The following is a 13,203-nucleotide window of genomic DNA, read 5'->3' as shown; positions in this document are numbered from 1 at the left end:
CTCGTCGCGCGGCCCCGTTCAGCGCATGGGCTCGAGGTGGATGGCCCGGTTGGGGCAGTGCTCGACCGCGCGCTCGGCTGCGTCCAGCAGACCCACGTCGAAGCCCCCGTCGGCCACGCGCGCCTGCATGCCGTCGAACGCGAAGATCTCGGGGGCCTCCCCCACGCACATGCTGTGCCCCTGGCAGAGCTCGAGGTCGATCACGGCGCGGTAGCGCGTGACGGGGGCCTCTGCGTCGACGGCGACTTGGTTCGCCGGGGTCTCCGCCGCGCTCACGTCGCTCAGCGCGGGGGCGCGTGTCTTGCGCAGGCGCCGCTTGAAGCGCACCGGGCACGGCGACAGCGGCTGCACGATCATCTGTGTGTAGTCGTCCACGTAGGTGTCCGGCGCGTTCACCAGCTCGAAGTCCCACTCGCGCAGCATGACCGCGAAGATGGCCTTGATCTGGAAGATGGCGAAGGCGTTGCCCGAGCACTTGTGGCGCCCGCCGCCGAACGGCTGGTACGCGTTGAGGTTCTTGTCCTCGGCGCGCTCCGGGCTGTAGCGCGTGGGGTCGAAGCGCTGCGGGTCCGGGAACAGCGATGCGATGCGGTGCGTGACGGGCGGGCTGGCCCACACCATGCGCCCCTTCGGGATGAGGTAGTCGCCCACGCGCAGGTCCTGGCTGACCTCGCGCATCAGCACGATGAGCGGCGGGTGCAGGCGCAGCACCTCTTTCACCACGGCCTCCAGCTTGGGGATCTGGCGCAGCGACTGGAACGTCACCTCGCCGTCCTCGCCGTAGATCGCGTCCAGCTCGTCGCGCACCTCGCGCATGAGCTCCGGCTGCTTCAGCAGCTCCAGCAGCACCCACGCAGCCGTGCCCGAGCTGGTGTGGTGCCCGGCGAACACGGCGCCGATGAGCATGCCCGTGATCTCGTTGTCGGTGAGCTTGCTGCCGTCTTCGTAGGAGTTCTCCATCAAGCTCTGGAACATGTCCGTGGGCTTGTCCGTCTGCTGGCGCCGCTTGGCGATGATGCCGCTGACCAGCTCCTGCAGGCGCACGCGGGCCTTGTCGCGACGCCGGAAGGTGGGGATGGGGAAGTTCGGGTAGTGGTAGGCCAGCGGGTGCACGCCCTGCTCGAGGTCGTGGTAAATGGACGCGAACTCCTCGCTGATCTCGTAGCGGAACTCGCGGCCCAAGAGGCAGTGCGAGGCCGTGCGGATGGTCAGCTCCTTCATGAAGTCGACGAGCTCGAAAGTGCCCACGTCGCCCCACTCGGCGGACATCCCGCGCACCTCGTCCACGATCTTGGCAGAGTGGTTGCGCATGGCGTCGAAGCGCAGCGACGGCATGAGCATGCGCAGCTGCTCGTTCTTGCGGTCGATGGGCGCGTCGAACACCAGGCCCTCGCCGAAGATGGGCGCCATCAGGCGGTAGGCGGCCGACTGGTCCAGCTGCTCGTCCGGCGCGCGGTAGAACGCCTCGCTGGCCTGCTCGCCGGTGAGCAGCACGATCTTCGCGCCCAGCATGGTGAACTCCACCACCTCGCCGCCCTCGTCGTGGGCGCGCTGCATGAAGTGGTAGGGGTTCTTGGCGAACGGCAGCATGTGCCCGAAGAACGGCAGCCCGCCGCGCAGGCGAGGCGGCGCCTTGTCGACGGGGGCCGTGCCGCTCGGGGGCTTGGCGACGGGCGTCTTGCCCGCGGAGGCGGTGGTGGTGCTGGACATCGGTGAGGGCATGGTAGGCCGTTCTGGCCCGCCGGGGGGTCACCCAAGCGGCCAGAACGCTCTGTTGGAGCGGCCAGAGGGCTCAGCGGGCACTGACCGGAGCGGGGCACCCCGGACCAAAGAGGCTGTCTCAGAACCTGCCCCTGAATTGGGGCACCCCGGACTAAAGTCCGGGGCAGCATCCTTCCGAGCGCCCGGCTACCGCCGGGCACTCTCCAAAGTCCTCCCCACAAGGGGGAGGACTGTCTTGCTCGGCGCCACCGCAAATCCAAGACAGCAGCCGTCCCGCCGAACACCCGACAGCGGTCCACGAGACGCAGTCCGCCTCCGCAGGGGGCGGACTTTGAGCGAGCGATCACCTGGGATCGCTGCCCCGGACTTTAGTCCGGGGTGCCCCTAAATCGGGATACCTCGTCAAACAGCCTCTTCCAATCTCGGGTGCCCAACTTCTGCGTTGGATCCCGCCCTTCGAGACCGCTGCGGTGAGACAAAATAAAAAAGTTGTCTTGCGCGACCCCGCGCTCCACGCGCACCTTGTGTGGAGGAGACGCCGTCATGCAGCCCACCATGAGCCCCAGCACCCACGGTCCCGAAAGCCCATCCGGCCCCGGTGCGCCTGTCGCCGACGCGTCCTCACCGGGCCCGCTGCGCTACGACCCGTTCGTGGTGGGCGAGCTGCCCGACCCGTACCCGCTCTACGAGCGGCTGCGCGAGGAGGCGCCGCTGTACCGGCACGACGAGGGCGACTTCTGGGTGCTCTCGCGCTTCGACGACGTGTTCCGCGCCACGCGCGACTACACGCACTACTCGTCCGCGCGCGGGCTGACGTTCATCAAGGACGAGATGAAGCTCCTGGGGCTGGCCCCGACCTTCATCATGATGGACCCGCCCAAGCACACGGCCCTGCGGCGGCTCATCTCCAAGGGCTTCACGCCCGACCGGGTGTCGGCCATGGAGCCGCTCATCCGCGCGTTCGTGCGGGCGCGTGTGGACGACGTGGCGGCGCGCTGTGCTGCGGGCGAGGACGTGGACATCGTGAGCGCCTACACCTCACCCATCCCCACCTTCGCGCTGGCCGAGCTGCTGGGCGTGCCCCCCGAGGACCGCGCGCGCTTCGACCCGTGGTCCACCGCCATCACCAGCAGCTCCATGGAGGAGGCCTCCCTTGGGAACGCGGTGCAGGCCGTGGCGCAGCTGTTCGGCTACTTCATCCAGCTGCTGGAGCGGCGCCGCACCGACCCGGGTGACGACATGCTCTCCGCCTTGCGCGCGGCCGAGGTGGACGGCGAGAAGCTGAGCAACTGGGACCTCCTCGGCTTCTGCTTCGTGTTCATCGCCGGCGGCAACGACACCACCAACCACATGCTGGCCAACGCGCTGGTGCGCCTGCAGGAACACCCGGCGCAGCGCGCGCACCTGCTGGCCCACCCCGAGCGCATCGGCCCCGCGGTGGACGAGTTCCTGCGCTACGACGCGCCGGTGCAGGGGCTGTCGCGCACGCTCACCGCGCCGCTCGAGCTGTACGGCCAGACGCTGCCCGAGGGGGCCAAGGTGCACCTGCTGTACGCGAGCGCCAACCGCGACCCGCGCCAGTACGGTAAGCGCGCGCACGAGCTGGACGTCACGCGCGACGTGCAGCGGCACATGAGCTTCACCCAGGGCCCGCACCACTGCATCGGCGCGCACCTGGCGCGCATGATGGGGCGCATCGGGCTCGAGGAGCTGCTCGCGCGCTTCCCCGCGTACCAGCTGGATCTGGCGCGAGCCGAGCGCACCCGCTCCGCGTTCGTGCGCGGCTACGAGCGGCTGCCGTTTCATCCCGGGTAGGGGCGGCGCCCCACACGTCTCTCACACCAGACCCAGCGTCCGGCCCACTCGGGCAGCCCCTCGGTGCCGCGCGCGTATACTCGGCCGTGCTCACCGACATGCCCTCCTCGCCCCCGCCGGCCAGCTCGCTCGCCGTGACGACCATGCGTGACTGTCCACGCTTCACGCTCCGCCGCGGGCGCATGGCGCTGTGCGCGCTGATGGCCCTGTGGTCTGGGTGTGGGAGCAGCGCGCCGCTCGCGCCCACCGAGTCGCCCGCCGGCGCGGAGGCGAGCGCGCAACACCCGAGTGGCACGTCTGGCGACCCGATGGGCGAGCCCGCCGATGCCAATGCCGAACCAGCCGCGACGGACGCTGCGCCCGTCGCCGACTCCGAGCCCCCGTCCGGAGCGGACGAGCCGGTCGAGGCGTCCACCGCGCCCACCGAGCCCATCCAGCCCATCGACATGACCCCCGCGGCGGCCCCCGCGCTGTGCGCCGATCTGGTGGACGACCCCGACTTGGTGCGCAGCTGCGCGTTCCTGCGTGGTGGGGTGACGCTCCCGGAGGCGGCTCGCGCCGACGTGCTCGAGTTCGTGGTGGATGACACGAGCTATGGGGAGACGCGGCGAGCCTATCTCGTCGTCCGCACACCAGGGGTGGACTACACCACCACCCGAGAGCTGGGTGAGGCCTACGACATCCCCGGTTCGTCTGTGGGTTACCGCCTGGGCCGGCTCCAGCGCACGGCACAGGGGGTGCGCATCCAGGTGACCCTCACGGACGAGACCTTCGCCTACACGGGCGAACCCGGGGTCCACGGCCCACGTGACGTCGAGACCGTCCGTGCCATGTTCGTGTGCACACGTCAGGACGACGGGTACTACGACTGCGACCGCGACTGACGCGGGGGTCCCTTGACGCCTCTTGGCAGTCACGCTACGTCTCGGACGAAAGTGAATATCACTTTCAATATCACTTGAAGACGGAGACGCGACGGATGCTTGGACGGAATGGGGTGTGTGGGGGACTGCTGGCGGCGACGGCCGCTTTGGTGGGCTGTGGTGATCCCATCACGCGCACCGCGGACGTGATCCTCACCGACGCCAACGACCTGCGCGGCCTCACGTACGCCGCCAACGGCCGCATCTACGCCGCAGGCTTCACCGACGTGAACCCCGACGACCGCCAGAGCGTGGTCGTGCGCATGACCGCGGACGGCGCGCTCGACACCAGCTTCGGCGACGAGGGCGTGGTGGTGCTCAACCTGGTCGATGGCGACGAGCAGCCCATGGCCATCGTCGAGCTTTCGGGCGGCGACGTGGTGGTGTTGGCCAACGTCACGGACGGCCAGGGGGGCGAGGCCATCGCGGACATCGACGGTGGTGATCCCGCGGAGCGCCCCAACGGGCAGGACGTGGTGCTCTTCCGCCTGGACAGCAGCGGAGACCAACGCACCGGCTTCGGCACGAACGGCCTCGTGACCGTGACCTTCGGCTGGGACGCCGCGGCGGACGCCAGCTGGCCGGTGCCGACGTTCACCTCGAGCAACCCTGACGGCATGCAGTTCTCGGGCGGGGGCTTCCCCAGCGACACGGGCTGGGACCTGAAGCTCGACCGCTCCGGCAGCGCGGAGCGCCTGGTGGTGTTCGGCATGGGCAGCGCGGCCTACGACGAGAACGCGGGCGACGCGCAGCGCTTCGACAACGACCGCTTCGTGGTCCGCCTGAGCGTCGATGGCGTGGTGGACGCGGGCTTCAACGGCGGCGCGCCCTTCACGTTCGACAGCGGGGTGGGCGACAACGCGCGCCGTGGCTTCGTCGAGGCCGACGGGGCGATCGTGAGCTCGGGCTATGCGAACTTCGGCGCGGGGCTCGACAACCACGTCGTGCTGATTCGCTTGCTGCCCAGCGGCACGGTCGACTCGGCGTTCGGCTTCGGCTGGGACACGGCGCGCCCCGGCGTCGCGCGCTTCAACCCGTACGTCGTCGATGGCGGTGCGGCCGAGGCCTATGGCGTGGCGCGTCTCTCGGACGGCACCTACGTGACCACCGGCTACGGCGCGGCGACGTCCTCCGGCACGCCCTCCACGCTGGGCTACGAGACCACACAGGCGCAGGACGTGGTCATCTTCGGCGTGACGCCCACGGGGTTGAACGCGGACTTCGGTCACCAGGGTGAGCTCGCCGTGCAGAGCGAGGCGCTGAGCCTGCCGTCGTTCGAGGAGCGCGGGCGCGCCATCATCGCGCTTGCGGACGACCGGACCGTGCACGTCGGGCGCTTCGGCGGCCAGGCGGCTGTCTACGTCGTGCGCCCTGACGGAACGCTGGACGAGAGCGTCGGCGACGACGGGGTCTTCACGTCGACCAGCGGCGCCGTCACCAGCCAGTTCTTCAACGTGGCGCTCTCGCCAGACGGCACGCGCTTCGTCGCGACCACCAACAACGACGCGAACGGCGTCCGCGTGGCGGTCTTCCAGGTCGAGGTGAGCGCGGACTGACTCCCCGCGGACTCACTGAGCGCGTCCGGAGTCGGTGGGACTCCTTCTCTGGGCGCGCTCCATTTTTCGGCAGCCCGTCCGGGACCCTCGGACGGGCTGCTCTCTTTCGGGCGCCTGCGGTTGGAGAGGTTGGCGGGAGCCAGCGTTCCGGGACACGCTGGGCACACCCATGGACGTCGTCTCCGTCTCGACCGTCACCCAGGCCATGTTGGATGCGGGCTGGGCTCCACCTGCGGTGCTGGCTCTCGCCACCACGCTCGCGGAGGCCTACACGACGCCGAAGCGCGCCTACCACGACCTGCGCCACGTGGAGGAGCTGCTCGCGTGGTTCGCCGCGGTGCGCGACCAGGGCCCCGGGTGGGCACACCCGAGTGACGTGCTGGCAGCCGTGCTCTTCCACGACGCGGTGTACGTGGCGGGCCAGGCCGACAACGAGGCGCGCTCGGCCGAGCTGGCGGGCAGCTGCATCGCGCAGCACGGGCTACCCTGTGACGTGCCGCGTGTCGTGGCGCTGATCGAGGCGACCGCACGGCACGGGGCCGAGAGTCCCTCACTCGCTCACGAGGCCACGGGCGAGGCGTCCGACCTTCTGCACTTCCTGGACGCCGACATGGCCATCCTGGGTGCCGAGCCAGAGCGCTTCGACGACTACGAGCGCGCCATCGCCGAGGAGTATCGTGTCGTGCCCGAGGCAGCGTTCCGGACCGGGCGGGGGCGCTTCCTCACGCGCCTGTTGGCCCTGCCGCGGCTGTATCAGACCGAGTTCTTCTCGTCCCGGCTCGAGCTGGCTGCGCGCAGCAACCTCACGCGGGCGAGCGCGGCGCTGAACCCCTGAGGGGCGTCGTGCGTCGGCCCATGGGTCGCTTCGTCCCCCGTGCCATCCGGCCTGTGCGCTGGCAGCTCGCGCAGCAACGCCGGGGCGCTGCCTTCACCCACGCCCAACAGCAGCGTCTGGCCGTCCACCTCCACCAGCACCAGCGCGTGCCGTGGGTCCAGGGGGGTGCGCTCCAGCACCCTCACCCGGCCGCTGTGGGCCCGCAGCAGGCCCCCACGGGAGAGCCCGCGGAGCACCACCCACGCCAGCACGCTCACCGCCACCAGCGCCACCAGTGCCTGCAGCAGCGCGGCGCCGTAGCCACCCGCGAGGGCAGGGGCGACCGGCGCCGAGGTAGTCTGGAGAAGTACCCACACGCACCCCTCATGACATGAGGGTGCGGGAGCGACAAGCAGGGGTGCGAGCGCGAGAAGCAAGGCGAAGGCCGGGTCGAGGAGCGCCTCGCCCGGCCCAATCGGCTGCTGCAGTAGAGCGCGCTAGAAGATCACTGGGCGGCGTCGAGCTCGATGCTGGCGAGCAGGATCTCCGCGATGTCCAGCTGCTTGACCGAGTCTTCCTTCTCCTGGTCCTTCAGGCCGTCGGTCAGCATGGTGGAGCAGAAGGGGCAGCCCGTCGCGATGGTGCTCGCGCCCGTGTCCAGCAGCTGCAGCGTGCGCTTGGTGTTCACGCGCTCGCCGTGCTCCTCCATGAACATCTGCGCGCCGCCGGCGCCGCAGCACAGGCCCTTGTTCTTGTTCCAGTACTCCACCTCGACCAGCTCCACGCCCGCCGCGGTGAGCACGTCGCGCGGGGCGCTGTACACGTCGTTGTAGCGGCCCAGGTAGCAGCTGTCGTGGTAAGCGACCTTGCCGCCGACCTTCTTGGTGGGCGTCAGCTTGTTGCGCGCGATGAGCCCGTTGAGGAACTCGCTGTGGTGCACCACGTCGTAGTTGCCGCCGAAGTCGCTGTACTCGTTGCCGAGCGTGTTGAAGCAGTGCGGGCAGGCCGTGATGATGGTGCGCTTGCCGTTCATGCCATAGCCGTTGAGCGTCTCGACGTTCTGCTCGGCCAGGGTCTGGAACAGGTACTCGTTGCCGCCGCGGCGGGCCGGGTCGCCCGTGCAGGTCTCCTCGGTGCCGAGGATGGCGAAGTTCACCCCGCCCTGCTTGAGCAGCTGCACGGTGGCGCGGGCCACCTTCTTGGCGCGGTCGTCGAAGCTGGCGGCGCAGCCGACCCAGTAGAGCACCTCGGCGTCCGGGGTGTCGCTCATGAGCGGCACGTCCAGGCCGTCGGCCCAGTCGGCGCGGTCCATGGCCGAGATGTTCCAGGGGTTGCCGTTGGTCTCGATGCCGTTGAACGCGGTCTGCAGCTGGGCCGGGAACTCGTTCTTCATCATCACTTCTTCGCGACGCATCCCGATGATCTTGTCGACGTAGGTGATCATGACCGGGCACTGCTCTTCGCAGGCGCGGCAGCTGGTGCAGGCCCAGATGACGTCCGGGTGGATGATGTTGGGGACCAGCTCCACGACCTGCCCGCTCTCGAAGTAGGCGCCTGCGGGGGGCGGGGGGTTGCCGTACATCTCGACGGTGCCGTCGCCCTCGGCGGCCGGCGCGTCGGCCGTGTCCTTCGGGTCCGTGACGGTGTCGCCCTTGCCGAACATGGCCTCCTCGGTGTCGTAGAGGTGGTTGCGCAGCGCCAGGGTCAGGTGCTTGGGCGAGAGCTTCTTGTTCGTGATGAAGGCCGGGCAGTTGTCGCTGCAGCGCCCGCACTCGGTGCAGGTGTACAGGTCGAGGATGCCCTTGTAGGTGAGGTCCGAGATCTGGTTGATGCCCAGCGACTCCTCACGCTCGACCTTGCCCTCGAGGTCCTCGACCTTGGGCAGCGCGTTGTGGCGGCGCTGGTAGGCGAAGACGTTGGGGATGACGGTGATGATGTGGAAGTGCTTCGAGAACGGGAGGATGTTCAGGAAGATCAACACGAACGCGGAGTGCCACCAGAAGCCGACGTGCTGGAGCACGGTGAGCGGGGCCTGCCCCACGTCCATGCCGCTGAAGATCAGGGCCAGCACCGAGCCGATGGGCTCGTACCAGGTCCAGTGCACGGGCGTGCCCTCGGCCGCGTGCTGGATGGCCACGGAGGCGCCCACGTAGAGGAAGTCCGCCACCATCATGGTGAAGATGATGCCGAGGATGACGTTGGGCTCGTTGCCGAGCGTCATGCGTGCGCCGCGCTGGCTGTACTTCGGGTCGCCATGGTCGACGCCCTTCTTGACCAGGCGGATGTACCAGAAGGCGCACGCGCCGAGCACGGCAGCGCCGGCGGCCAGCTCCTTGATGAGCGAGTAGCCCTGCCCGACGATGTGGTCCGTGCTGAGCAGCCCCCAGAAGTCGAAGGTGGGGTCGAAGCCACGGCCCCAGAGCATGATGCTGTTGAGGAGCAGGACCTGGAACGCCATGAAGATGCCCACGTGGGCGAAGCCCGCGATGGAGTAGTTGGGCATCTTCTTCTGGAAGAAGGCGTAGATGGTGAGTGTCTTCACGCGGTCGAAGAGCTCACCCGGGCGCGACAGGTCGAAGTCGGGGTCGGGCACGCCGACCTTCAACTGACGGACGCGGCGCTTGGCGCTCCAGGAAAAGAAGCCCAGGGTGGTCAGCAAGACCAGCGTCATTCCGATGGGGCTCATGGTTCTCTTGCTCCTCTAGTCCCCTGCGTGGCGCTCGGGGCTGTTTCATACGACCACGCTCGACCGCGGGGGCGGGCGGCGCGTGGGGACTCTGCCGGGGTTCTAGAAGTGGACAGCGGACAAGTCAAACCCGCCGCCGCGTGTAGGGGGGCGCGAACCGGGAAGTCGACTGAGGATCGTGGTCGAGGCGCTCGGATGGCAAGGCGCGACGAGGGAGCATACCGTAAGGTATGTGACCGAGGAGCAACGCAGCCAGCCGGGATGCCTCGACCACGAGGACTGGCGACTTCCCAGTTTGGCCCCCCCCACTGTCGCGGGGCGGGTGGGGCGCGCTGGCCTGGGGATGGCGCGGGCGACGGGACCCGGACGAGCGCCGGGAGGTGGACCCGCGGCGCCGTCGGCCGGGGGCACCATGCTCAGCGGGGCAGCTTGGCGTCGAAGAACGCCTTCAGCTTCACCAGGTTCTTGGTCTCGCGCGAGAAGCTGGGGGCCTCGAAGCCCCGCACGAAGTTGCGCACGTCGTCCACGAAAGACTGCTGCGTGGCCGCGTCCTCGAGGATGTCCTGGACGGAGCGCCCGCGGGCCGCGCCCTTGCGCAGGCTGCGCACGTAGATCTTCAGGCGCTCGTAGTCCTTGCCGAGGAACTCGCGGATGTCCTCGCAGTCGTTGGCCAAGCGGCCCAGCGAGCGCATGCGGTCGGCCGGCACGCCGCTGATGTCGCCCTCGCTGGCGAGCTCGGCGGCCACGCGCAGCACGAAGGCGTCGTCCAGGTAGCCGATGTCGTCGATGCCGTCCGGGATGAGGTCGAGGCTCTTGAAGAGGTAGTTGACCCCACCCGCGATGCACTCGCGCGCATCGGTGGAGATGGCGGAGATGGGCACCAGGTCCACCAGCTCGGAGGCGTCCTCGCCGAGGCCGCGCAGCCATGCGGGGAAGAGGTCCAGGTACTTGTTGAGGTCTTCGTTCTCTTGGCTCATCGGGCGCCCTTTTTCATGCTCGCGTCGTGCGAGAGCAGCGGCGATGATAGAGAACACCTGCGCAATGAAGCAAGGACTACCCGTAACCTGGCCGACAAGGCCTCCGAGGTTCGCCGAGCGTCTCGACCGCCTAGTGGGCCTTCCGGGTCGGTGGGCAGGCGTGGCGGTCGCCATGGGGATCGTCGGCCTGGTGGCGAGCGCTGCCCCCGCTGCGGCTCAGGACCACACGCGCCTGGTCATTGGTGGACTCGAGGGGGTCGCCGAGGACGACGCCCGGTCCGCCTTCGCGCTGCTTCTCGCGGAGCTGCGCCTGCGCGCGCCAGGTCGCGATATGCGCGCCGACGCCCAGCGTGCGCCTGCCGAGGCGTTCGCCGCCTGCGAGCTCGCTCGCTGCCGGGCCCTGTGGATGCTCCGGCGCCACGCCTACGCCGTCGTGCTGGTGAGGTTCCAGGCCTCGGAGGATGGGCCCAGCATGACGCTCACGCCATTCGACGCTGGCGGGCGCGCGCTCGGGTCGCCCGTCCTGGTGCTGCTGCGACTCGACGCGTCCGGGTCGTTCCGCAGCGCCATCCACGAGGCGGTCGTGGGGCTGGAGCTCCCGCAGCCCAGCACGGCGCCGCTGCTCATCACCTGCGATGTGCCCGGGGCGCGGCTGTACCTCGACGAGCGCGCGTTGGGCGTCGTTCCGCTGGGTGTGACCCAGGTGCCCCTGGGGCGGCACACGCTCCACGTGAGCGCAGAGGGGTACGCGTCGCACGCGGAGGTGGTCGAGGTGGACGCGGGCGGGGTCCGCGTCGATGTGCGGATGGTGCCTTCGCCCTCGCGCCCGGCAGGGGATGCGCCATGAGGCATCTGGCGGTCTACGTTGCGCTCTCCACGTGCGCGCTGGCTGCCCCGTGCGCGCTCGGCTGCGCCTCTCGGGTGCCCCCGACCATCGTCCGAGAGACCCCTGCTGGCCCGGCAGCGACGCCCTATGTGTCGCCCTACCAGTACGAGCACTACCTGCGTGGTGAGATCGCGCTCGCCAGCGGTCAGCCCGCCGCGGCCGCCCGCTACTTCGCCGAGGCCCGCGCGGGCTCTGCGGACGACGCGTTCTTGCGGTCCCGTCATGCCCAAGCGCTCATCGAGGCCGGGGAGTGGGAGCGCGCCGACCGGGTGCTGGACGACTCCCTCGCCCGCTTCCCGGGGGCGGTGGAGCTGTGGCTCGCGCGAGCGCGCTGGGCGGAGGCGCAGGGCCGGTCGGACGAGGCGCTCCACACCCTCGCACAGGGGGACGACGAGCTGCCCGGATCTGCGGCGCTCTGTCTCGCGCAGGGCCGCCTGCTGACGCGTCTCGGACGCGCGACCGACGCCGCTGCGGCGCTCCGTGCTTGTGGAGACGAGAACGCCGAGGCCGACGTCTTGGCCGCGCAGCTGCTGCTGGCGCTCGAGGGTGGAGATCTGGATCAGGCCTCGAGGGTCCTCGAGGAGTGGCCCGAGGGGGTACCCCGCGACGGCGCGCAGGTCGCCCGGGTGGCAGAGCTCGCGTTGGAGGCGCACCGACCCGACCTCGCCGTGCGTCTGCTCGAGCTGGTCACACACACGCCCCACGCGCGCGTGCTGCGTGTGCGGGCGCTGGCGGCGGCTGGCCGCAACGTCGAGGCGGAGGCCGAGCTCGCGCTGCTACGCGACGCTGACGTGGGTGGGCTCGACGCGCGCGCGGCGCTGTATCTCACGGTGCGCCGGCCCGACATCGCGCTCGAGCTCTTGGGGGCCGTCGTCGCGCGTCCGGCCGAGGCGACGCCGCACCAGATGCTGCTGGTGGGCATGTGCCTGGCCCGCGTCGGCCGGGCCGCGGAGGGAGCCGGGTGGCTGGCGCGCGTGCCGGCTGGAGCGACCGACGGGCGGGTCGCCCGCTCCGAGCTGGTGGCGGCGCTGCGGCTTGCGGGACTCCCCGCGCTTGCCGACGAGGTCGCCGCACGAACCAACGCGCATCCGCCCGCCGAGCCGCCCTGATCCGAAGCAGCCTTGGCGGGACACTCCGCGCGAGGGGCCGTTCAGTAGTCGCCGAACAGATCTTGGATGCGCACGTCGAGCGCGGTCGCGATCTTGTACAGCGAGCTGATGCTGGCGCTGGACTCGGCGCGCTCGATCTGGCTGAGCAGCGACACGCTGAGGTTGGTGCGCCGCGAGAGCAGCTTGAGCGTGAGGCCCGCGTCCTTGCGCAGCCGCCGGATGGACTCGCCGATGACCTTGTGCAGGTCTTCCTCGGGGGTGCGCGACAGGCCCTTCTTGCGCAGGACGCGCTCGAGCACCGTGCGGAACTCGTCGGGGTTGAACGGCTTCTTGAGGTAGTCCACCGCGTCGAGCTTCATGCTCTGCACGGCGGTGTCGAGCGAGGGGTAACCCGTGAAGATCACGACCGCGACGTCCTTGTCGACGCGTCGGACGCGCTCGAGGACCTCGACGCCGTCCATCTTGGGCATCATCAGATCCAGCACGAGCAGATGGAATCCGCCTGCGCGCACGGTCTCCTCCACGGCTTGCGGGTCGTTCAGCGTGGTGACCTCGAAACCATCCGCCGTGAGGAAGGTTTCCATGAACTCGCAGATGGCCTTGTCGTCGTCGACGACGAGCACGCGGACTTGTTGGGGAAGCTTCGGCATGATGATTCAGGCGGAAGGTTGGCCCAATACCTGGACCGGGCCAACTACTTTTCGCTGTGATCGGA

11 protein-coding genes are annotated in these 13,203 nt (G+C 69.6%); 6 read left to right on the top strand and 5 right to left on the bottom strand.

The window, feature by feature from the left end:
• Positions 1 to 18: 18 nt before the first annotated feature.
• Positions 19 to 1,710 (bottom strand): cytochrome P450, encoded by a 1,692-nt coding sequence (locus tag H6726_28935; GenBank protein ID MCB9661706.1) that lies wholly within the window; start codon positions 1,708 to 1,710, stop codon positions 19 to 21.
• 567 nt (positions 1,711 to 2,277) lie between these two features.
• Between H6726_28935 and H6726_28930 the strand changes: the two genes are divergently transcribed.
• The 4 genes from H6726_28930 (at position 2,278) to H6726_28915 (ending at position 6,851) form a co-directional block, all read left to right on the top strand.
• Complete coding sequence (locus H6726_28930; protein MCB9661705.1) at positions 2,278 to 3,537, top strand: cytochrome P450; 1,260 nt, start codon at positions 2,278 to 2,280, stop codon at positions 3,535 to 3,537.
• Between the two features lie 86 nt (positions 3,538 to 3,623).
• Positions 3,624 to 4,421, top strand: a complete 798-nt coding sequence (locus H6726_28925; GenBank protein ID MCB9661704.1) for a hypothetical protein — start codon at positions 3,624 to 3,626, stop codon at positions 4,419 to 4,421.
• Between the two features lie 95 nt (positions 4,422 to 4,516).
• Positions 4,517 to 6,016, top strand: a complete 1,500-nt coding sequence (locus H6726_28920; GenBank protein MCB9661703.1) for a hypothetical protein — start codon at positions 4,517 to 4,519, stop codon at positions 6,014 to 6,016.
• Between the two features lie 205 nt (positions 6,017 to 6,221).
• Positions 6,222 to 6,851, top strand: a complete 630-nt coding sequence (locus tag H6726_28915) for a hypothetical protein (GenBank protein ID MCB9661702.1) — start codon at positions 6,222 to 6,224, stop codon at positions 6,849 to 6,851.
• On the opposite strand, the gene H6726_28910 is transcribed toward H6726_28915, so the two are convergent.
• The 3 genes from H6726_28910 to H6726_28900 all read right to left on the bottom strand — a co-directional run bounded on the left by H6726_28910 (position 6,770) and on the right by H6726_28900 (position 10,493).
• On the bottom strand, positions 6,770 to 7,207 hold the full coding sequence (locus tag H6726_28910; GenBank protein MCB9661701.1) for a flagellar biosynthetic protein FliO: 438 nt from the start codon (positions 7,205 to 7,207) through the stop codon (positions 6,770 to 6,772). The two genes, H6726_28915 and H6726_28910, sit on opposite strands and share 82 nt — an antisense overlap.
• A gap of 128 nt (positions 7,208 to 7,335) precedes the next feature.
• On the bottom strand, positions 7,336 to 9,516 hold the full coding sequence (locus H6726_28905) for a (Fe-S)-binding protein (GenBank protein MCB9661700.1): 2,181 nt from the start codon (positions 9,514 to 9,516) through the stop codon (positions 7,336 to 7,338).
• A 416-nt stretch (positions 9,517 to 9,932) separates the two neighbouring features.
• Positions 9,933 to 10,493, bottom strand: coding sequence for a DUF1232 domain-containing protein (locus H6726_28900; GenBank protein ID MCB9661699.1), 561 nt, complete (start codon positions 10,491 to 10,493; stop codon positions 9,933 to 9,935).
• Positions 10,494 to 10,653: 160 nt separating this feature from the next.
• Here H6726_28900 and H6726_28895 point away from each other — a divergent pair, with 160 nt between their 5' ends.
• Both H6726_28895 and H6726_28890 read left to right on the top strand, forming a co-directional pair.
• A complete protein-coding gene (locus H6726_28895) occupies positions 10,654 to 11,340 on the top strand; it encodes a PEGA domain-containing protein (GenBank protein MCB9661698.1) in 687 nt (228 codons plus the stop codon).
• On the top strand, positions 11,337 to 12,488 hold the full coding sequence (locus H6726_28890; protein MCB9661697.1) for a tetratricopeptide repeat protein: 1,152 nt from the start codon (positions 11,337 to 11,339) through the stop codon (positions 12,486 to 12,488). Before H6726_28895 ends, H6726_28890 begins: the two co-directional genes overlap by 4 nt.
• A 41-nt stretch (positions 12,489 to 12,529) precedes the next feature.
• On the opposite strand, the gene H6726_28885 is transcribed toward H6726_28890, so the two are convergent.
• The gene (locus H6726_28885) at positions 12,530 to 13,138 is read right to left on the bottom strand and encodes a response regulator (protein MCB9661696.1); all 609 of its coding nucleotides are present in this window, start codon (positions 13,136 to 13,138) and stop codon (positions 12,530 to 12,532) included.
• Positions 13,139 to 13,203: the final 65 nt, after the last annotated feature.

This window comes from Sandaracinaceae bacterium (genome assembly GCA_020633055.1).
In the GTDB taxonomy this organism is placed as follows: domain Bacteria; phylum Myxococcota_A; class Polyangia; order Polyangiales; family Houyiibacteriaceae; genus JADJJE01.
Note: the sequence above shows the minus strand (reverse complement) of the source record. Positions and strands in the feature narration are given on the sequence as shown.

Excerpts from the sequence above, each read along its gene's own strand:
- H6726_28935 (MCB9661706.1), bottom strand. The coding sequence starts at position 1,710 with ATGTCCAGCACCACCACCGCCTCCGCGGGCAAGACGCCCGTCGCCAAG.
- H6726_28930 (MCB9661705.1), top strand. The coding sequence starts at position 2,278 with ATGAGCCCCAGCACCCACGGTCCCGAAAGCCCATCCGGCCCCGGTGCG.
- H6726_28920 (MCB9661703.1), top strand. The coding sequence starts at position 4,517 with ATGCTTGGACGGAATGGGGTGTGTGGGGGACTGCTGGCGGCGACGGCC.
- H6726_28915 (MCB9661702.1), top strand. The coding sequence starts at position 6,222 with ATGTTGGATGCGGGCTGGGCTCCACCTGCGGTGCTGGCTCTCGCCACC.
- H6726_28905 (MCB9661700.1), bottom strand. The coding sequence starts at position 9,516 with ATGAGCCCCATCGGAATGACGCTGGTCTTGCTGACCACCCTGGGCTTC.
- H6726_28900 (MCB9661699.1), bottom strand. The coding sequence starts at position 10,493 with ATGAGCCAAGAGAACGAAGACCTCAACAAGTACCTGGACCTCTTCCCC.
- H6726_28890 (MCB9661697.1), top strand. The coding sequence starts at position 11,337 with ATGAGGCATCTGGCGGTCTACGTTGCGCTCTCCACGTGCGCGCTGGCT.
- H6726_28885 (MCB9661696.1), bottom strand. The coding sequence starts at position 13,138 with ATGCCGAAGCTTCCCCAACAAGTCCGCGTGCTCGTCGTCGACGACGAC.